Raw genomic sequence first — 20,527 nt, 5'->3', positions numbered from 1 at the left:
AATATTTCCTTAAAGGTAAGGATTTTCAAAAACTACAGAGTTAATTATTGTTTTTTGACGTATTAGATTTGAATTTTCCAAGTGCGATTAAAATGGAAATAATAACGACAATTAAAAGCGTAATAAAACTCATTTTTAAATTACTGTTATTAGAGATAAAACCTAGTACAACGGGTCCAATTAAAAAACCAATAAAACCAACACCAGAAACAAAGGATATCGCTGCAGAAGCTGATATGTTCTTTGCCTTTCCTGCGGCTCTAAATATTTCAGGAATTATTACTGATAAACCAAGTCCAATAATTGCGAACCCTAATAGTGTAATTAAATATTGAGAAGTTAAAACAAACCCGAAACCAACTGATGCTAATATGCCTCCGTAAATAATGACTTTTAAACCTCCGATTTCAGTACTTATTTTATCGCCAAAAAATCGACCAATAGTCATGGTGGTAGAAAATAGAACAAATCCTAGCCCAGCAACACTTTTATTAGAAACTCCAACAATTTCTAAAAAATATAAATTACTCCAATGTTCAATGGCACCTTCACTCGCCATTATTCCAAAGGCAATAAATGCAAGACCTAATAGCGGTATTAATTTGCTAAAACTTGACGCGCTCTTATCCTCATTTTTTGAAGTTTCTTTTATTTTTATATAGTTTTTAGAAACTATAAAATTAGTAATTAACACAAGCGCTATCATCAAAATAACGTGAGTAAGGCTTGGGATATACAACCCAATTAAAAGACTACCAATACCTGCTCCAAGCACACCTCCTAAACTAAAAAATCCATGAGCGGCGGACATGAAATTTGAACTTTCAGATTTCTCTATTTCTGATACTAAGGCATTCATTGTTATATCCGTAGTTCCAGAAAAGATTCCGATTACAAATAAACTCATGCATAACGACGAATAATTAGTTGCTAAAAAAGGAAGAATAAAGGAACATGCAAATAGACTAATTCCTATTAATGTTAGTTTTCCCGTTCCTATTTTTTTTGATAAAAACGGTACAAAAGGTAGAATAAGAATAATTCCAGCAGCTAAGCAGAATAACGCAATTCCTAATTCGGCATCATTTAAACGCAGTTTCTCTTTAATATCTGGAATGTATAACACCCACGTACCCATTAATAAATTAATAGATGCAAAGACCCAACATGGTGCAAAATAACGTTTGTTTGTAAGAATTAAGCGAAGAGAATTCAAGGTTTTTAGTGACTTTTGGTATTGTTAAAAAGAATCATGATTGTAATGACGGATTGTTTTATTTTGTTGGCTCCCCGTACTCATTCGTTGAATAATCTCCATCTGTACAGTAAAAAACAAGTAGTACAATTCCTCCAAGCGGAATCAATCCAATTAAATACCACCAACCACTTTTGTTGGTATCATGTAACCGTCTTATTGCAACCGAGATACTAGGAATAATCAACAATATTGCAAAAGCGAACATAACAATACCAGTTAAGATTAATATTATTTCAAGTTCGGCTAATATTCCTATCGCCCCTATAGCATATATTCCAAGTAATATAATTAAATTGACTAAGGTAAAATACCAATACTCAGATCTTCTGGCTCTTCCTTCAAAATTGAAGTAATTATCGATGACCACTTTTTTCCACCAGTCAAACATATTGTATTCGTTTTCACTTTTTGTAAATTCCATTTTAAAGTTTTTTTATTGCTGACGAATTTAAACTAATTCAATGAATAACTCTTTGCCAATTTTATTTACTTTGACAAGGTTTTTTAAAGACTCCTTTATGGTTTTATTTTAGGCATCAAATCTCGCTTTGCACCATAATGCGATTGAATACTTACAACTTTGTCGTTATCGTTAAATTGAAGGGTATACATATATGAGGCATTAGTAAATGCTTCATACGTAAATGAATGTTTATTGATTGGGTAAATTTCTGAAACAAAATGTCCACCATGATTTCCGTCCCAACTATAAAATAATTTCCCGTCTTTAATTTTAATTTCGGCTCTTCCCCAAGGACTTTTATAACTTCCAACATAATGTTCGTAATCTGCTAGTTTGTAACTTGGGGTAGGTGAAATTTTAGTGTGTAATATTTTCTCATCATCCAAAACTTCATCAATTTCTCTATATACTTTTAGAGCAAGTGCTCTAAAGTTATGTGCTAAAGTAAATTTTTGATGTATAGCCACTTGAAAATAATCTGAGGCGAAATTAAAATATGAAGGATCCGTAAGAAAGTAGGTATACATTTCATCGGTGTAATTGTCATTTAAGTAATTAAACACATTCCAAGTTGCATACCAATCTTTGGTGTCCCGTAAATAATTCGCAAAGTCACAAACCATTTTCTTTTCAATTTCGTCAGTCGATTCACTTACTTGCTTTAAATCAATATATAACCTCTTTAATTCATTTATTATTGAATAAAATTCTTGCAGGTTTCTATCTTCAGCCTGCATTAGATTTGCGAAAGCATTATCAGCAATATAAAATGGATATTCGTGGCTTATAATTCGAGTAAGTTCTCTTTCATTTTTATAATCTTCGCGCGTATAGATTTTATTGTTTATCTTATGTAAGATGTCATCTCTTTCTACAGATTCAGCAATAACGGCATTAGCCTTATTTATGTTTAAAATTAATTCCTTTTGAACATTTTCCATTAACTGAATAACATTGGTTTTAGATTTTTTAGCCTCGTTCCAATTATTAATTTGCAATGCGATTAAAATGCCTATAACAACTAAAACTATTTCTCCAATAGCATATTTAAAATACTTTCTAGTTTTTCCTTCTGAAAGTAATTGTTGTCTAATTTTTCTAAAAAATTTTATCATGTTCAGTAGGTTGGTTTGGTTTTATAAATATATGAAAGTTATATTTGGTATTAGATGAACAAAAAAAAGGAATTACCATTAAGTAATTCCTTTTCTATATTAATAAGATCCTTCGATAAACTCAGGATGACATTATACGTTTATACCAATTCTACGAATAAACCTTCGTCAGTTTTGTTTACTTTGGCAACATCCTTTTTAGTAAGTCCCTTAATGGTTTTGTCCCATTTTTTATTGCTTAATCCACTTTGAGATTTCAATTCATTTAAGTCAATTTTTTCAACTTTTTGTATGATTGCCAACACTACTTTTTCTTCATCATTCAATTCCACAGTTGGTGCTTTCTTTTCCGGTTTCATTTGCGGGAAGAACAATACTTCTTGAATAGAAGCATTGTTGGTCATAAACATAACCAACCGATCAATTCCAATTCCGATTCCAGATGTCGGAGGCATTCCATATTCTAAGGCACGTAAAAAATCTTGGTCAATGAACATAGCTTCATCATCTCCTTTTTCAGACAGTTTCATTTGATCTTCAAAACGCTCTCTTTGATCAATTGGGTCATTTAACTCTGAATAAGCGTTGGCCAATTCTTTTCCGTTTACCATTAATTCAAAGCGTTCTGTTAACGCAGGATTATCTCTATGCTCTTTAGTTAACGGACTCATTTCTTTTGGGTAATCTGTGATAAACGTTGGTTGAATGTATAAATGCTCACATTTTTCGCCAAATAATTCATCAATCATTTTACCAATACCCATGGTTTCATTAACTTCTAGTCCAACTTGTTTACAAACATCGCGTAACTCCTCTTCATTCATTCCAGCAACATCATGCCCAGTATGAATTTTAATGGCCTCTAAAATTGGCACTCGTGCGTATGGTGCTTTAAAGTTGATCATATTATCACCAACAGGCACTTCAGCTGTTCCGTTAGAATCCATGGCTACTTTCTCTAACAACTCCTCGGTCATTTCCATCATCCAATTGTAGTCTTTATAAGCAACATACAATTCCATAACAGTAAACTCTGGGTTATGCGTTCTATCCATTCCTTCGTTACGGAAATCTTTTGCGAATTCATACACTGCATCAAAACCACCAACAATTAATCTTTTTAAGTATAACTCATTGGCAATTCGTAAATATAATGGCATATCTAACGCATTGTGATGTGTCATAAACGGTCTTGCCGCTGCACCACCAGGAATCGGTTGTAAAATAGGTGTTTCTACTTCTAAATAATTACGTTCATTAAAAAACTGACGAATAGAATTTGTAATTTTTGTACGCTTAATAAAGGTATCTTTTACATGGTCGTTTACAATTAAATCTACATAACGCTGTCTATATCTAGACTCAGCATCATTAAAAGCATCGTGTACATTACCATCGGCGTCTGTTTTTACCACAGGCAATGGTTTTAAGGATTTTGATAACAAAGTCAATTCTGTAACTTTAACCGAAGTTTCACCAACTTGCGTCTTAAATACAGTTCCTTTAATACCGATGATATCTCCCATATCCAATAATTTTTTGAATACGGTGTTGTACAATGTTTTGTCTTCTCCCGCTGCAATCTCATCACGATTGATATAGATTTGCATACGCCCACTGCTATCTTTTAATTCTGCAAAAGAAGCCTTTCCCATAATTCTTCGGCTCATAATACGGCCAGCCAATACTACCTGTTTATCTTCAAACGTATCAAAATTTTCAACAATTTCTTTAATTGTTGCGGTTGTTTTATACTGCGCCGCAGGATACGGGTTGATACCTAGTTCGCGTAATTGTTGTAGTGATTGTCTTCTTACAATTTCTAATTCTGATAATTGCATTATGGAAACTTTTTAGTGTCTTAATTAATTAGTTTGCAAAGATACAACCAATTGATTAATAACAAATAGTAGATTTTGTAAAATATACATAGTAATATTACGAATAGTTAAATAAATGCGCTATGTTTGCAGTCTGTATTTAACGATACAGATTAGTTGTGTTGTTTGGCGTTGAAAGACGTCAATAGGTTTATTAAAACCAATGGAAAGCTTCCCGTATTTCGGGACGCTTTTTTTGTTTTACGGGAGTTCATTTTTTGCGGTTTCTAATGTTCTGGAAATAATCTTTAGAAAAACAACTCTTTATACTCCCAAAACTCAATCCAGTATAAATACACAAACACAATACTTACCCCAAGTTTTAATCCTGTTGACAAAAGGAATCCAACAAAGGAACCGAAAGCCGCTTTGAGAGCTCTGTTAAAGTCTTTAGAATTGTAGATTAGTTCGCCGATAAGTGCACCAGCAAATGGACCAAGAATTATACCCAATGGTCCCATAAAAATTAATCCAACAATAAGGCCAATCATTGAGCCACGAACCCCGAATTTACTGCCGCCAAATTTCTTGGTACCCCAAGCGGGAATCACATAGTCGATTCCCCAAACAAATATGGATACTGCTAAAGCGATACCTAAAAAAGTCCAATCCATTGGTATGATACTTGTGAAGTGGAGTAGGAGTAATCCGACCCAACCGGTAATTGGACCGGGTAATACCGGAAGGAATGACCCAATGATGCCGAGTATTACAAATAAAAATCCGATGATGAGTAAAAAGATATCCATGCTTATAAATTGTTAGTAAAAGTAAAACGATTCTAACAGAAGTTTGTTTCATCGGTGAGAATATTTTTAACTAAAAAATTAGTTTAAACTAAATAATTAGTTACATTTGTATTGTTGAACTAAAAAATTAGTTGAAAAATGAGTAAACAATTAACAAAAGCAGAAGAGCAAATTATGCACGTGTTATGGGACTTAGAAGAGAGTTCGGTAAAGGATATTATTGAAAAATTACCCAATCCAAAGCCTGCTTATAATACCGTTTCCACAATTATAAGGATATTAGAAACCAAAGAATTTGTTGGGCATAGACCTATGGGTAGAGGGTATATTTATTTTCCAATTATTGAAAAAACGGAATATACAAATCAAAGTTTGCACAAATTAGTGGACGGCTATTTTGGTGGTTCTTTTAAAAGTATGGTGTCCTTTTTTATGAAAAAGAATGACGTCGACTTGAAAGATTTAGAGTCAATTATGAAAGAAATTAATAAAGAAAATAAATAGGTATGATAAATTATATAGTACAAGTCGTTTTATTTCAGATTTTGTTTTTGGTGGTGTATGATTTGTTTTTGCAAAAAGAGACCTTCTTTAAATGGAATCGGTTATACCTTTTAGCAACTCCGGTTTTGTCATTTATTATTCCATTTATTAAGTTCGAGTCTTTAAAGAATTCGGTATCTCAAGAAAGCATCATTTGGCTACCAGAAGTAGTGCTTAACCCTGAAATGGTAATGGTAGAACAGATGTCGAATCCCACTGAAACATTTAACCTTTTAAATTGGCTGTTTTATATTGGAGTTGGTGTATCAGTGCTATTATTTTTATGGAATTTAACCAAAATAGTACGATTAATTCGTCAAAACAAAAAGGTGAAGCAGCAACAGTTTTCGTTGGTTTTGATGGACAATCAAAAATCTCCATTTTCATTTTTCAACTATATCTTTATTCATAAAGACACCTTAAAGAAAGATGACTTTCAAATAATTCAACACGAGTTAGTGCATGCAAAACAATACCACACACTTGATTTACTCTTTTTTGAAATTTTTAAAATTGCAATGTGGTTCAATCCATTGATTTTTATCTATCAAAAAAGAATAACCGTGTTGCACGAGTTCATATCCGATGCTGAGGTGGTAAAAGAGAACGACAAGAAAACCTACTTCAATAATTTATTGTCACAAACATTTAATGTTGAGGGTATCTCTTTTACCAATCAATTTTATAAAAAATCTTTAATTAAAAAACGAATTGCTATGATTACAAAAACACAGTCGCACAAATTGAAACAACTAAAATATTTGGTTTTAGTTCCTCTTTTAGGGGGGATGCTAATGTATTCTTCTTGTAAGACTAAAGACATACAAAACAATCAAGTTGAAAATTTTGAGGCTAAAAAGGAGTTAGTAACGCTTTATTCTTCTAAGAAAGGAAAACTAAATGTGGAGAAAGGAAGAAAAGAAACTTATTTAGATATGTACACCTCTTTTGACGGGAGCGAACCATTATTAAAAGGTAATTTAATTAAAAGAGAAAATTTATCGGCAGAAGAGCAAGTTGAGTTAGAGGAATTCGCGAACAATTTTAAAATGAAGATCGAAGATTTACCAGTTATTCAAATAGAAACTGGAAGGAAAGTAGTTGTATATAAATTACCTAAAAGTAAAAAGCTTAATAAAGCAGATTATAAAAATGCAGAAGATGTACCATTTGCTGTTGTAGATGAATCTCCAACTTTTGAAATTTGTACTGGCACTCAAGAAGAATTGAAAAGCTGTTTTAATAAGGAGTTACAAAAATTTGTTGCAATCAATTTCGATATGAACGTGGCTAAGAACTCGGATATAACGCCTGGTAAAAAGAAAATTTACACCCAGTTTAAAATTTTGAAAACAGGCGAAATTGAAATAGTTGGTGTACGTGCTCCGCATCCTGATCTTGAAAAAGAAACAAGAAGAGTAATTGGATTATTGCCAGAAATTAAACCTGGAAAGTTTGATGGAAAAGAAGTAAATGTAACGTATATGTTACCAATTACATTTAACATTGCTGACGACAGCGAAAATAAATAAAAAAAATTCTATGAAAAAGAAATTGTTGTTTGCTATCATATCTTTGATAGTGTTAAAAACCGAAGCACAGTCTTCGGTTTTTACCGTTGTAGATAGTTTGTTATTGCAAGGGAAGTACCAAGTGGCATTGGAAAAATTAGAGTTGGAAACTCCTAAGACCCTAAAATTACATGAACGGATTGGTGATGTTTATTATCAGATTGGAGACATATCCAAGGCCATTACACATTTTGAAAAGGGTGTAACTTTGGAACAAAGTACTTCAGTTCAAATGAAATTAGCGAAGGCATATAATAATGTGCAAAGATCTAACGAGGCCATAGGAATTTATGAAAATCTGGTGAAAGAAGATTCCTTAAATCTTCTAGCCTTAAACTCATTAGGTAATTTGTATTTGGCAAAAATGAGACCTAAAAGTGCAGAGAAAGTCTTTCGTTATTTAATTAAAAAAGATTCGCTAAATCCAAATTTTCAATACCAACTGGGGCGTGCTTTAAATGATAAAGGGAAAAAGTTTGAAATGGTAGATTACTTTTTAAGAGCCTTTGAATTAGACTCGACTCATACCAAAAGCATGTATCGATTGGCTAAGTTTTATAAAGCCATTTCTAAAAAAGATTCTACGCAATTGTTTATCGATAAAGGCTTAGCAATTTTACCGAACGACATTAATTTTTTACAATTAAAGGCAAACTTTTCTTATACAGATAAACAGTATCCATTGGCAATTGCACAACTAAAAAAGTTGGAAAAATTGAATTATAGAACTAAGAATATTTACGACATGTTTGGCATGTCTTACTTAAAATTAGAAAAATATGATTCCGCTAAAATATATTTTGATAAAGCCTTAAAAATTGAGCGTGGAGATCCAATTATTTCTTATCGAATGGCAAAGTTATATCATGCACAAGACAGTATTAAAAAGGCAACTTTTTATGCAATGACCGCTGTTATGGGACTGAAACCAGATTTTGACAAAGAATATTACTTACTTGGATTATTGCAAAAAGAACAGGGTAAATTAAAACAAGCTTTAACTAGTTTTGAAAAGTCATATTACAACAATACAAGAAATTATAAAAGTTTGTATGCATTGGCAACTACTTCTGATGCCTTTTATAAGGACAAAAAAGGAGTTTACAAACACTATAATTCTTATTTGAAAAGGTTTGCTTCTAAAGATGAAGAGATGACCATGTTCATTAAAAAGCGCATTCAAGAAATTAAAGAAGAACTATTTTTGGAAGGAGAAACAGTAGCGGAATAGTTGGTTAAAATATAAGCGGCTATTATTGAGGTTATTAAAATTTAAAAGCCTATGTTTGTAATAATCACTTAATTATATTGCTAGGTTAAGTGTTAAATTAACCAAAGAAAAAGTTTACATGTATCGTAGTCCCTATAGACTGTTAATAGTAGTCTTTATTGCTATTAATGGATTATTTATTCAATCTTTATATTCACAAAAACAATTAGATTCTTTATTTGCTGAAACGGCATTCCAATTAAATTTAAGCAAGGAATGTAAAGCTCAAAATGCTTTGAATCAAATTCAAGAATTATATCCAGAACTTTCTGTAAAAGACGCTTTGCGCGTTATCTATTATCAAGCAGCTATTAATATTGGAGATGATATGGATGATTTGGCTTTGGAAGGATTGTTAACGGGATTTACAAAATTAAAGAAATTAAAAACATCAAAATATCATCATTTATACGCCGAAGAGATTGGACGGATTTATGGAAGAGCTAATGACTTTAAGTTAGCGATAGATTTTTTTAAACAAGGTTTAAGTTTTGCAACTGAACAAAATGATTCGCTTGCAATTAGTAGTGCCTATTTAAATATTGGAAGCATTTATCAAATGAAGCAAGAGATGGGTATTGCTGAGGTAAATTATGAAAAAGTGCTGCGCTTTTTTCCTACTGAAGGAGGAGATACGGAAACATTGGCAACGGTTTATAGCAATTTAATTGGAATAGCTTTAGGTAAAGGAGAATTTGATTTGGCACAGGATTATGGTATAAAATCACTCGAAATTCACACTCAAAATAAAGACACATTAAAATTAGCTGGAGTACTTTCTAATTTGGGTTCTATTAGTATGTATTTAAAAGAATTAGATAAATCTAACGATTATTATTTTAAGGCGTACGAATTGTTGAAAGATAGAACAGATACTAAGTCTAGAGAGATAACAGCCTTAACTTTAGATAATATTTCGCAGGTGTATTATTTAAAAGAAAGTTACAAGAATGGGTATGACTATTTGTTTGAAGGCACCTCAATAGAACGTGAGTTAAGTAAGGAAAAACTAGAAAACAAAATATCTGAAATTGGTGCGAAATATGCTTTAGAGGAAAAAGAAAAGCAAACGGAAATAGAGCGCTCAAAAAAAGAAAGTCGTGAATTACTTTTATACATTTTAGGAATTGCCTTGGCAGGAACTTTAGTTTCAATATTTCTTTTTATTAGAGCAACTAAATTAAAAAGAGCGAAGACTAAACTTGAGTTTGAAAGAGAAAAGATTGAACAAGCACACGAAATTGAAAAAATGCAGAATGATGTGCAAATGAAAATATTAAATGCAACCTTAGATGGAAGGGAAGCAGAGCGTAGACATATTTCTGAAATATTGCATGATACTGTTAGTTCTTTGTTGTCTTCGGCTAATTTACATGTAGTTGCTGTTAAAATGCAATTGAAAGATCAGTCACCTTCGGAGGTAGAAAAGATTCAGGCTATTATTTCAGAGACTTCTGATAAGGTTAGAGATCTTTCTCATAAATTGATATCATCGGTATTATTAAAATTTGGATTGCGTACAGCAATTGAGGATTTATGTGAGAAATATTCAAATTCGAGATTAACATTTAAGTTCGAGGTCAAGGACGTTGGCCGGTATGATGAACATTTTGAAGTGAAGACGCATCATATTATTGAAGAGTTGGCAAATAACATTATGAAGCATAGTAATGCTTATAATGCATCTATTAGAATGAGGGTTGTAAAGAATAAATTAAATATCGAAATTTTTGATGATGGAGATGGATTCAATTTACAAGAAGTGACTAAAAAGGATGGACTTGGTCTAACACAAGTGAAGGCGAGAGTGAAGGTTATGAATGGAAAAATTGAAATTAAACCATTTGAGAATACCGGGACTCAAATCTATATAGATCTTCCTATTCCAAATTAAAATTGTATTTTCACGTTATTATTTATTCCAAATGATACAACGCTTTACTTGTTTATTTTTTTGTGGATTGTTATTGATGTCATGCGATTTTTTTCAAAAGAAAAAACTTGCTGAAGAAGAAATGATTGATACCATAATAGATTATAAATCGGTAGATACGTTTCCATTATTTCCTGATTGTGACAGTATTCCTTCACAGGATAAACAACGTGTATGTTCTCAAATAAAATTATCGGAGCATATATTTGCGTCGCTCTCTGAAAGTAATATTATAACTGCCAGAAAGGTTGCTGATACGGTTAGAGTAAAGCTACTTGTTTCAAGTTCGGGAAAAGTTTCACTTACCAATGTAGAAATGTCAGATAATTTATTAAAGCAAATACCTACAATAGATAGTTTGCTTAAAAATAGTATCGTAACTATGCCGGTTTTAAAACCAGCATTGAAAAGAGGGATTCCTGTTGCGACAGAATTTAGCCTTCCAATAGTTATTGTGAATTAATCATTTAGCATTTGCCACAACTTGTCTTTTAGTTCCACTAAGCCCATTTGCGCCACCGAAGAAATAAACATATGTGGAATTTCTTTTGGAATTTCTTTTTCAAGTTCTGTTTTCAATTCCTCATCTAACATATCAGATTTAGATACCACCAATAAGCGTTCTTTATCTAAAAGTTCTGGATTGTGCTGTTTTAATTCATTTAATAATACTGCATATTCCTTAGCAATATCATCGCTATCAGCAGGAATTAAGAAGAGCAATGTAGAATTACGCTCTATATGTCTTAAAAATCGATGTCCTAAACCTTTTCCTTCATGTGCTCCTTCAATAATACCCGGAATATCAGCCATTACAAATGTTTTGTAATCGCGATATTTTACAATACCAAGGTTTGGTTTTAATGTTGTAAAGGCATAATCAGCAATTTTTGGTTTTGCAGCCGTTAAAACAGAAAGTAAGGTAGATTTACCAGCATTCGGAAAGCCAACTAAACCAACATCAGCCAATATTTTTAATTCGATTTGAAACCACCCGTCTTTACCATCAATTCCAGGTTGTGCATAACGAGGTGTTTGATTTGTAGAAGACTTAAAATGCCAGTTACCGCGACCACCTTTACCACCTTCTTGTAAAATAATTTCTTCACCATCAGCAGTGATTTCATGAATTATTTCTTCGGTTTCCGGATCTCGTACAATGGTGCCAAGCGGTACATCTATATAAACATCTTTACCATCTTTACCAGTACTTCTGCCAGAAGAGCCGTCACCACCATGCTCGGCCTTAAAGTGTTTTTTAAACTTCATATGAAACAAAGTCCAAAGATTTTTGTCGGCACGTAAAATAACATGGCCTCCACGTCCTCCATCACCACCATCGGGCCCACCTTTGGCAATATACTTTTCGCGATGTAAATGCACAGAGCCTTTACCTCCTTTTCCAGAAGCAGCGTGAATTTTTATATAGTCGACAAAATTTCCTTCAGTCATGATTTCAAGTTTTATTGTTCAACTCCGAATGATAAAATCAGGGAAACAATTTAATTTGCGGCTCTTTTAAAGCGTGTCTATGATAGCACTTAATCTATCTGTAATTTCTTCAATTCCTCCAACACCGTTTGCACCAAAGTATTTGTTTTGCTTTGCGTAATAGTCCTTTAAAACAGCTGTTTTTGTATTGTACTCATTAAATCGATTACGGATTTTCTCTTCATCTTGATCATCCGATCTTCCGCTCGTTTTTCCACGTTCTAATAAACGCTCAACTAATAAGTCTTCAGAAACTTCTAAAGCAATCATTCCATTAATGGTTTCTCCTTTTTCGGATAAGAATACATCCAATGCTTTTGCCTGAGAAGATGTTCTTGGGAATCCATCAAAAATAAATCCATTGGCTTCCGCATTTTTCTCTACTTCTGCTTTTAACATATTAATTGTTACTTCATCAGGAACCAAATTTCCATCATCCATATAAGACTTAGCTAAAAGGCCTAGCTCTGTTTGGTTTTTGATGTTGAATCTAAACACATCTCCAGTTGAAATGTGTACAAGGTTGTATTTTTCTTTTAATAAATCTGCTTGTGTTCCTTTACCGGCACCTGGAGGGCCAAATAATACAATATTAGTCATGTTGGGTGTTGTTATTTTATATATGCTGTCTATGTTTCTTCCTAAATTATCATAATCCAATCCGTACCCAACAATGAATTCATCGGGAATAGATAAACCAATAAAATCTATTGGTAATTCCTTTTTAAATACATCTGGTTTAAAGAAAAGCGTGGCAATTTTTAATTTACCAACATTTTTATCCTTAAAAATTTCATAGATTTTTTGAAGTGTGTTTCCGGTATCAATAATGTCTTCTAAGATTACTACAGTTCTACCCGTTAAATCTTCATTTATACCAACCAATTCGTTTACTTCTCCTGTTGATTGTATGCCTTCATAAGACGCCATTTTTACAAAAGAAACCTCACATGCACGAGGGTATTCTCTAATAAAATCAGCAACAAACATAAATGAGCCATTTAGAATTCCAATAAAAATTGGCACTTCATCTTTACAGTCATTCGCTATTTCATTAACTAAATTGCTGGTTACTTTCTGAACAATTTCTTTAGAAATATATGGTTCAAAGTATTTGTCGTGCAGTTTAATAGTGCTCATATCTTTTCAAATAGGAAAATGCAAAAATAACAAAAAACCGCCTCATAGTGAGACGGTTTCTTAGCTTATTTGAGTAGGGTTTATTTTTTACCCTCGTCTAATTTTTTTGTCGTGTCATACATAATTGGAGATGCAATAAATAATGATGAGTATGTACCCACAATTACACCAACAATTAAAGCAAACATAAATCCTCTAATAGAATCTCCACCGAAAAGGAATATGGCAGATAACACTACTAATGTTGTAATAGAAGTATTAATTGTTCTACCTAAGGTATTGCTCAATGCGCTGTTTACAATTCTATTGAATTTCCAAGAACTATGCTGATTTGTATACTCTCTAATACGGTCAAATATTACCACGGTATCATTCAATGAATATCCAACAACTGTTAAGATTGCTGCAATAAATGATTGTCCTATTTCCATATCAAATGGCATCACTTTGTATAATAAAGAGAATATAGATAATACGATTAATACATCGTGGAATACTGCGGTAACAGCACCTAAACTATATTGCCATTTTCTAAATCGTATCAAGATGTATAAGAATACAACCAATAACGATCCAACGATAGCCCAAGTTGCAGCAGTTTTAATATCATCTGCAATTGTAGGCTCAACTTTTATCTGACTTTCTATACCAGCAGCACGAGGACCTTCATAATCAACTTTAAATTGATCTAATGTCATTCCGTCTGGTAAATAAGTTTGTAATCCTGTAAATAGTAAATCTCTTACTTCATCATCAACAGTGTTTCCATCTTCGTCAATTCTGAACTTCGTTGTAATTTTTAACTGACTTGCAGCACCGTATGTTTTCACCTCTGGAGCATCTTCAAAAACATCTTTCAATGTTCCTGCAACTTCAGAAGCATTCATAGCGTTTTCAAATTTAACAACGTAAGAACGTCCTCCAACAAAATCAACTCCGTAGTTTAAGCTATTTGTAAACAAAGAACCAATACCTCCTAATATAATCAAACCTGAAATAGCATATGCAATTTTCCTTTTCTTTAAGAAATCTACATTGATATTTTGGAACCAACTCTTTGTGATGTTCGTGTTAAAAGTTAAACTGCTGTTTTTATTCGTAGACCAGTTTAAGATAATTCGCGTAATAAATACTGCTGTAAAGAATGAAGTTACAATACCTAACATTAAGGTGTAAGCAAATCCTTTAATTGGTCCAGTACCAAATACAAATAAGATAACACCGGTTAAGAAAGTAGTAACGTTGGCATCTAAAATTGCAGATAAGGCTCCTTTAAAACTGAATCCACCTGCAATGGCTTCTTTCAATCCTTTGCCGCCCGCTAATTCTTCTTTAATACGCTCAAAGATAATTACGTTCGCATCTACAGACATACCAATTGTTAAGATAATACCTGCAATACCTGGTAATGTTAATACTGCACCAAACGATGCTAACCAACCAAATAAGAATAGAATGTTTACCGCTAAGGCAATGTTAGCATACAAACCTGCTTTACCATAATAGAATACCATCCAAATTAAAACCAAGATTAAGGCCAATCCAAAAGATCTAAAACTGCTATCAATTGCTTTTTGTCCTAAAGATGGTCCAACAACCGCTTTTTGAACAATATGTGCTGCAGCTGGTAGTTTACCGGCTTTTAATACGTTTGCTAAATCTTCTGCTTCAGTAATGGTCATGTTACCACCAGAAATAGAAGTGCTACCCGCTAAGATAGGATCACCTACTCTAGGAGCAGAGTGTACTTCGTTATCTAAAACTACAGCAACAAACCCTCCGTTTGCATTTTCCGTAGTTAATTTAGCCCATAATTTTGTTCCAACAGAATTCATTTTCATACTAACTTCTGGGTTATTACCAAATTGGTCAAACCCTTGTCTAGCATCGTCAATTACATCTCCCTCAATTGGAGCAATATCTTCACGGTTAGATTTAATAGCATATAAACCTAAGATTTCTCCATTTGGTTTTGCGTCCCATAAGAACTTAGCATAACGCTGTTCTGATGGTAATAATGCTCTAATATCTTTGTTTGCTAAGAATGCATTTACTTTTGCTGTATCTGCAACGGCCGCTTGTCCAATTAAAGAACTTGCTTGTTGTGGGTTCTGAGCAACATTTGGATATAAGTAAGCAAATAATCTGTTTTGTCTTGTTGGAGTCGTAATTGAATCAGAAACTTCTCCTAATAAGTCGTCTAAGTTTTCTTCAGTTGAAGCAGTGTCTGCAACTTCTTCAGTAGCAAATAACTCCGCAGTTTTAGCATCAGCAGCATATAAGAAACTTTGAATATCTACATTTTTATATGCTTCCCAAAACTCTAATTCAGCTGTGCTTTGTAATAATTTTTCAACACGATCAACGTCTTTTGCTCCTGGTAATTCAATTAAGATTCTTCCTGAAGTTCCGATACGTTGAATGTTTGGTTGTGTAACACCAAATTTGTCAATTCTGTTTCTTAATACTTGAAACGCAGTAGAGATCGAAGCGTTAATTTCTTCTTCAATAATTGGTTTTACTTCGTCGTTTGTATTTCTAAATGTAATTTTATCACTTAAAGATTTGTTACCAAAAATACTAGGGTCACTTAGTTTAACAGTTCCATTACTAGCTGTTTCAAATTCTTCAAAAAAGATATCTAAGAAACGTTGGTTACTACTTTTTTGTTTTGCACTTGCAGTTTCTAAAGCTTCTCTAAACACTGGGTTTTTAGAATCGTTAGATAACCCTACTAAGATGTCTTTAACAGATACTTGCAAAATAGCGTTGATCCCTCCTTTTAAATCCAACCCTAAATTCATAGACTTGTCTTTAATATCGTTGTAAGAATAATTGAAAAGAGGAACAATGGTATCGTTTGCTACAGAATCTAAATAGATTCTCTCAAACCTTGCTATTTGTGTAGCATCACCCGCTGCTTTTTCAATCGCAAATTCTTTTGCATCATCCGTAACATTTTTTGCGAACCAAGTAAATGATAATTGGTACAAACTCACTAATCCAAAGAGGATTGCAAATAACTTTATAAGTCCTTTGTTTTGCATTCTAAACTAATTTTAATCTAATATTTTTTATAAACGTGCAAATATAAAATTTTCAGCACGAAATGCTAGTATTTTTTAAGATTAATTCAAGGGCTTGATTGTTAGCGAATTCACTATGTACATGGGATTGTTGATTGTTCCGTAAAAAACTGATTATTATCAGGAATGCACAATTTAGGAAATAGTATATTTACATACTAAAAAATTTATGCCATGAGTTACAAAACAGACATTGAAATAGCACAAGAAGCAACCTTAATTCACATTAAAAATATTGCTAAAAAAATCAATATTGATGAGGATGATATGGAGATGTATGGAAAGTATAAAGCGAAATTACCGCTTAGCTTAATTAATGAATCGAAAATAAAAAACAGCAATTTAGTGTTGGTTACGGCATTAACTCCAACACCGGCTGGTGAAGGAAAAACTACGGTGTCGATAGGTCTTACAGAAGGATTGAATAAAATTGGAAAACAAACAACCGTTGTTTTAAGAGAACCTTCTTTGGGGCCAGTATTTGGAATTAAAGGTGGTGCTGCTGGTGGAGGTTATTCTCAAGTAGTTCCGATGGAAGATATCAATTTGCATTTTACAGGTGATTTTAATGCGGTTGAGAAGGCAAACAATTTGTTATCAGCTTTAATTGATAACAATTTACAAAGTAAGGTCAATAATTTAAATATTGATCCGAGAACAATTCTATGGAAGCGAGTTATCGATATGAATGACCGCGCTCTAAGAGATATAACAATTGGACTGGGAGGTACTGCTAACGGAATTCCTAGACAAGACGGATTCAATATCACACCTGCATCTGAAGTGATGGCCATTTTATGTATGGCAACAGATTTTGAAGATTTGAAACAGCGCTTGGGGGATATTTTTATCGGATTTACATTTGATAAGAAACCAATTTTTGCTCGTGATTTAAATGCAGAAAATGCGATGGCTATTTTATTGAAAGATGCAATTAAACCAAATTTAGTACAGACTTTAGAAGAGAACCCAGCAATTATTCATGGAGGTCCTTTTGCGAATATTGCGCAAGGCACCAATACTATTATTGCTACAAAAATGGGACTTTCTTTAAGTGATTATGTGGTAACAGAGGCTGGTTTTGGTGCAGATTTAGGCGCTGAGAAATTTTTAGATATAAAATGTGCGGCAGCAGATTTGAATCCTAAATGTGTGGTGTTAGTAGCGACTATTAGAGCGCTAAGACATCATGGTGGAGCGAAGAAGGAAGAATACAATACGCCTAATTTAGAGCGCGTTACTGAAGGGTTTAAAAACCTTGAAAAGCATATTGAAAATATTAGAAAGTTTAATATTGAACCAGTAGTTGCAATTAATTCGTTCATTTCTGATTCAGATGAAGAAGTACAATTTATAAAAGATGCGTGTGCTAATTTAGGAGTGCAGGCAGTCCTTTCAGAAGGATGGGCGAAAGGAGGTGAAGGTACTCAAGATTTAGCAAGAGCAGTTGTAGATGTTGTAGAAAACAAAGCAACTCAGTTTAAGCCAATTTACGATTGGAAATCGCCTATGAAAGAAAAGATAGAAACCATTGCGAAAGAAATTTATGGCGCTGACGGCGTGGTATTCGATAAGAAAGCAGCATTAAATTTAAAAAGAATAGACCGATTAGGATTTAATGATTTTGCAGTATGTATGGCAAAAACCCAAAAGTCATTTTCTGATGTAGAATCTAGAATTGGAAGGCCAACTGGCTTTAAAGTTACAGTAAGAGAAATTGAAATTGCTGCGGGAGCTCGTTTTGTAATTCCAATCCTTGGAAAAATGATGCGGATGCCAGGATTACCAAGTGTGCCCGCATCAACAAATATGACTATAGATAATAACGGTGTTATTTCCGGATTATCTTAGGAAAAGATGAATCTAAAAAACAAAAAGTTAGAAAATATGTTCTGACTTTTTGTTTTTACTGAGGTAATTTCTTGTTCATTACTCTTATCCAAATTACAGGGAATAAGGCTAAAAACATCATGCCGGGATAACCTGTGACCATTTGAGGTGAATCCTTATGCGAGTTTAATATTTGGTAGGGCTTATTTGCTCTATGGTGATGATCTGAATGACGTGATAATTCAAATAACAAAATTCGTCCTACAATATGATTGGAGTTCCATGAGTGTGTTGGGTTAACGAGTTCATATCTACCACTTTTCTTCCGTTTGCGCAGTAGACCGTAGTGTTCAATATAATTAACTGTTTCTAAAAGAAGAATCCCAACAATAGCAGCAATTATAAATTGAAGCAGAATTGAAATTCCAAGGGTGGAAAAAATAACAATACATAATATAAGTTGTGAAACTGTATACCATAACATTTTGTTTTCTAGTGATATGAACGCTTTTTTTTGAATTATTAATTTCTTTTTTTGTAGTTGCCAAGCTTTAGAATAACTTCCAATTTGAGAGCGAAACCAAAATGTGTAAAGCCATTCATCTCTTCTTGCAGTTGCTGGGTCATTTGGAGTTGCGACCTCTACATGATGCCCGTAATTATGATAAATTAAAAAATGAGTCTCAAGTGAAGTTAAAAGCAGTAATTCCCCCAAAAATTGATTCAACCGAGAATCATTATGACCCAATTCATGACCAACATTTATTCCAATAATTCCGCATAAAATCCCCATTGAAGAAATACGTCCAGCAATTTCTAATGTAGAAAAATAATTTGTAGCGGTTGTTAGAAACAGAACTAGTAATCCAACTTGAATCGGTACCATACTGTATACAATGGCTCTGTAATGAAATGAGTGCTTAGCAATATCTGCTTCAAGTTTAGAAAGATTTGAATGATCTGGTTTTATAGAAAGTTCCAAGAGAGGAACGATTATAAATGCTAAAATAAAAGGTAAGAAAGTAAAAAGACCTTCAGATACAAATGCTACAAAAGCAGATAAAGGTAATATGTAAATAAAGAAATATTTGAATTTTCTCATTAATCCGATAGTTCCGTAAATATACATTTTTAAAAATGGAAAAATCCTCATCTAATTAAAAAATGAGGATTTTTTTATTCAGTTTGAATTAAGAATTAATTCAATAGGCTGTTGGTCTTTTTAACGCCTTCAGCACTTTCAATTAATTTTGCTTTTTCAGCCCCATCTAATTCTATCTCAACGATTTTTTCGATACCATTTTTACCTAAAACGACAGGTACTCCGATACATAAATCATTCAATCCATATTCTCCTTCTAATAGAGCAGAACAAGGGAAAATCTTTTTAGAATCTAAAGCAATAGCCTTTACCAATTCAGAAACAGCAGCACCTGGCGCATACCATGCACTTGTACCTAAAAGGCCAGTTAAAGTAGCACCTCCAACTTTAGTATCAGCAGCAACTTGTCCTAAATGCTCTTCTGATAAAAATTCAGAAACTCTTACGCTATTTCTTGTAGCCATTCTGGTTAAAGGAACCATTCCTTTATCAGAGTGACCTCCAATTACCATTCCGTCAACATCAGAAATTGGAGCTTCTAATGCTTCAGCTAAACGGTATTTAAAACGAGCGCTATCTAAAGCACCACCCATACCAATGATTCTATTCTTTGGCAATCCAGTTGATTTATGAGTTAAGTAAGTCATTGTATCCATAGGATTCGATACAACAATTATAATAATCTCTGGAGACTGTGCAATTAGATTTTCAGAAACCATTTTTACAATTCCAGCATTGATTCCGATTAATTCTTCACGTGTCATTCCTGGTTTACGAGGAATACCGCTTGTGATAACTGCTACATCACTTCCAACAGTTTTAGAATAATCACCTGTTGTTCCAACAATAGTAGTGTCAAAACCATTTAAAGAGGCAGTTTGCATTAAGTCCATTGCTTTTCCTTCTGCAAATCCTTCTTTAATATCAAGAATTACAACTTCCGAAGCAAAATCTTTCATTGCGATATACTCTGCACAACTCGCTCCTACGGCACCTGCACCAACAACTGTTACTTTCATTTATGTATTTTTTTAGATTGATAAAATTTTGAGTCGCAAATTTAGTGATTTTAAGACGATTAAAAGAATAGATTTTA

The 20,527-nt window shown here is 33.0% G+C and carries 16 protein-coding genes; 6 read left to right on the top strand and 10 right to left on the bottom strand.

What is annotated here, in order from left to right:
* Positions 1-40: 40 nt before the first annotated feature.
* The 5 genes from RM519_RS06125 to RM519_RS06105 all read right to left on the bottom strand — a co-directional run bounded on the left by RM519_RS06125 (position 41) and on the right by RM519_RS06105 (position 5,465).
* Positions 41-1,138, bottom strand: a complete 1,098-nt coding sequence (locus tag RM519_RS06125; protein WP_349254808.1) for an MFS transporter — start codon at positions 1,136-1,138, stop codon at positions 41-43.
* Positions 1,139-1,274: 136 nt separating this feature from the next.
* On the bottom strand, positions 1,275-1,679 hold the full coding sequence (locus RM519_RS06120; RefSeq protein WP_311592754.1) for a DUF805 domain-containing protein: 405 nt from the start codon (positions 1,677-1,679) through the stop codon (positions 1,275-1,277).
* A 95-nt stretch (positions 1,680-1,774) separates the two neighbouring features.
* On the bottom strand, positions 1,775-2,836 hold the full coding sequence (locus tag RM519_RS06115; protein ID WP_311592752.1) for a DUF6090 family protein: 1,062 nt from the start codon (positions 2,834-2,836) through the stop codon (positions 1,775-1,777).
* Positions 2,837-2,976: 140 nt separating this feature from the next.
* On the bottom strand, positions 2,977-4,677 hold the full coding sequence (gene lysS, locus RM519_RS06110; protein WP_311592751.1) for a lysine--tRNA ligase: 1,701 nt from the start codon (positions 4,675-4,677) through the stop codon (positions 2,977-2,979).
* A 287-nt stretch (positions 4,678-4,964) separates the two neighbouring features.
* Positions 4,965-5,465, bottom strand: a complete 501-nt coding sequence (locus RM519_RS06105; protein WP_489753984.1) for a DUF456 domain-containing protein — start codon at positions 5,463-5,465, stop codon at positions 4,965-4,967.
* Positions 5,466-5,603: 138 nt separating this feature from the next.
* Here RM519_RS06105 and RM519_RS06095 point away from each other — a divergent pair, with 138 nt between their 5' ends.
* From RM519_RS06095 to RM519_RS06075, 5 genes are all read left to right on the top strand, one after another.
* Complete coding sequence (locus RM519_RS06095; protein WP_311592750.1) at positions 5,604-5,969, top strand: BlaI/MecI/CopY family transcriptional regulator; 366 nt, start codon at positions 5,604-5,606, stop codon at positions 5,967-5,969.
* A gap of 2 nt (positions 5,970-5,971) precedes the next feature.
* The gene (locus RM519_RS06090; RefSeq protein WP_311592749.1) at positions 5,972-7,540 is read left to right on the top strand and encodes a M56 family metallopeptidase; all 1,569 of its coding nucleotides are present in this window, start codon (positions 5,972-5,974) and stop codon (positions 7,538-7,540) included.
* 10 nt (positions 7,541-7,550) lie between these two features.
* Positions 7,551-8,810, top strand: a complete 1,260-nt coding sequence (locus RM519_RS06085) for a tetratricopeptide repeat protein (protein WP_311592747.1) — start codon at positions 7,551-7,553, stop codon at positions 8,808-8,810.
* Positions 8,811-8,928: 118 nt separating this feature from the next.
* Positions 8,929-10,743 carry a tetratricopeptide repeat-containing sensor histidine kinase gene (locus RM519_RS06080; RefSeq protein ID WP_311592746.1) on the top strand — a complete coding sequence of 605 codons (1,815 nt, stop codon included), beginning with the start codon at positions 8,929-8,931 and terminating at the stop codon, positions 10,741-10,743.
* A 76-nt stretch (positions 10,744-10,819) separates the two neighbouring features.
* A complete protein-coding gene (locus RM519_RS06075) occupies positions 10,820-11,245 on the top strand; it encodes an energy transducer TonB (RefSeq protein ID WP_311592745.1) in 426 nt (141 codons plus the stop codon).
* Here RM519_RS06075 and obgE read toward each other — a convergent pair.
* The 3 genes from obgE to secDF form a co-directional block, all read right to left on the bottom strand.
* The gene (gene obgE / locus RM519_RS06070; protein ID WP_311592744.1) at positions 11,242-12,234 is read right to left on the bottom strand and encodes a GTPase ObgE; all 993 of its coding nucleotides are present in this window, start codon (positions 12,232-12,234) and stop codon (positions 11,242-11,244) included. The two genes, RM519_RS06075 and obgE, sit on opposite strands and share 4 nt — an antisense overlap.
* Before the next feature lie 66 nt (positions 12,235-12,300).
* Positions 12,301-13,413: an adenylate kinase gene (locus RM519_RS06065; RefSeq protein WP_311592743.1), complete on the bottom strand. Its 1,113-nt coding sequence runs from the start codon at positions 13,411-13,413 to the stop codon at positions 12,301-12,303.
* A gap of 80 nt (positions 13,414-13,493) precedes the next feature.
* Positions 13,494-16,460: a protein translocase subunit SecDF gene (gene secDF, locus RM519_RS06060; protein ID WP_311592742.1), complete on the bottom strand. Its 2,967-nt coding sequence runs from the start codon at positions 16,458-16,460 to the stop codon at positions 13,494-13,496.
* Between the two features lie 213 nt (positions 16,461-16,673).
* Here secDF and RM519_RS06055 point away from each other — a divergent pair, with 213 nt between their 5' ends.
* Entirely contained in the window at positions 16,674-18,350 is a 1,677-nt protein-coding gene (locus RM519_RS06055; RefSeq protein WP_311592741.1) for a formate--tetrahydrofolate ligase, read from the top strand.
* A gap of 55 nt (positions 18,351-18,405) precedes the next feature.
* Here RM519_RS06055 and RM519_RS06050 read toward each other — a convergent pair whose 3' ends face one another.
* Positions 18,406-19,431, bottom strand: a complete 1,026-nt coding sequence (locus RM519_RS06050; RefSeq protein ID WP_311592739.1) for an alkane 1-monooxygenase — start codon at positions 19,429-19,431, stop codon at positions 18,406-18,408.
* A gap of 95 nt (positions 19,432-19,526) precedes the next feature.
* Positions 19,527-20,450, bottom strand: coding sequence for a malate dehydrogenase (locus RM519_RS06045; RefSeq protein WP_311592738.1), 924 nt, complete (start codon positions 20,448-20,450; stop codon positions 19,527-19,529).
* Positions 20,451-20,527: the final 77 nt, after the last annotated feature.

Source organism: Urechidicola vernalis (assembly GCF_031846385.1).
In the GTDB taxonomy this organism is placed as follows: Bacteria; Bacteroidota; Bacteroidia; order Flavobacteriales; family Flavobacteriaceae; genus Urechidicola; species Urechidicola vernalis.
Note: the sequence above shows the minus strand (reverse complement) of the source record. Positions and strands in the feature narration are given on the sequence as shown.

What these genes read in the sequence shown, in the direction of transcription:
- RM519_RS06125 (WP_349254808.1), bottom strand. Translation starts at nt 1,138, where the DNA reads ATGGGTACGTGGGTGTTATACATTCCAGATATTAAAGAGAAACTGCGT.
- RM519_RS06120 (WP_311592754.1), bottom strand. Translation starts at nt 1,679, where the DNA reads ATGGAATTTACAAAAAGTGAAAACGAATACAATATGTTTGACTGGTGG.
- RM519_RS06115 (WP_311592752.1), bottom strand. Translation starts at nt 2,836, where the DNA reads ATGATAAAATTTTTTAGAAAAATTAGACAACAATTACTTTCAGAAGGA.
- lysS (WP_311592751.1), bottom strand. Translation starts at nt 4,677, where the DNA reads ATGCAATTATCAGAATTAGAAATTGTAAGAAGACAATCACTACAACAA.
- RM519_RS06105 (WP_489753984.1), bottom strand. Translation starts at nt 5,465, where the DNA reads ATGGATATCTTTTTACTCATCATCGGATTTTTATTTGTAATACTCGGC.
- RM519_RS06095 (WP_311592750.1), top strand. Translation starts at nt 5,604, where the DNA reads ATGAGTAAACAATTAACAAAAGCAGAAGAGCAAATTATGCACGTGTTA.
- RM519_RS06090 (WP_311592749.1), top strand. Translation starts at nt 5,972, where the DNA reads ATGATAAATTATATAGTACAAGTCGTTTTATTTCAGATTTTGTTTTTG.
- RM519_RS06085 (WP_311592747.1), top strand. Translation starts at nt 7,551, where the DNA reads ATGAAAAAGAAATTGTTGTTTGCTATCATATCTTTGATAGTGTTAAAA.
- RM519_RS06080 (WP_311592746.1), top strand. Translation starts at nt 8,929, where the DNA reads ATGTATCGTAGTCCCTATAGACTGTTAATAGTAGTCTTTATTGCTATT.
- RM519_RS06075 (WP_311592745.1), top strand. Translation starts at nt 10,820, where the DNA reads ATGTCATGCGATTTTTTTCAAAAGAAAAAACTTGCTGAAGAAGAAATG.
- obgE (WP_311592744.1), bottom strand. Translation starts at nt 12,234, where the DNA reads ATGACTGAAGGAAATTTTGTCGACTATATAAAAATTCACGCTGCTTCT.
- RM519_RS06065 (WP_311592743.1), bottom strand. Translation starts at nt 13,413, where the DNA reads ATGAGCACTATTAAACTGCACGACAAATACTTTGAACCATATATTTCT.
- secDF (WP_311592742.1), bottom strand. Translation starts at nt 16,460, where the DNA reads ATGCAAAACAAAGGACTTATAAAGTTATTTGCAATCCTCTTTGGATTA.
- RM519_RS06055 (WP_311592741.1), top strand. Translation starts at nt 16,674, where the DNA reads ATGAGTTACAAAACAGACATTGAAATAGCACAAGAAGCAACCTTAATT.
- RM519_RS06050 (WP_311592739.1), bottom strand. Translation starts at nt 19,431, where the DNA reads ATGAGAAAATTCAAATATTTCTTTATTTACATATTACCTTTATCTGCT.
- RM519_RS06045 (WP_311592738.1), bottom strand. Translation starts at nt 20,450, where the DNA reads ATGAAAGTAACAGTTGTTGGTGCAGGTGCCGTAGGAGCGAGTTGTGCA.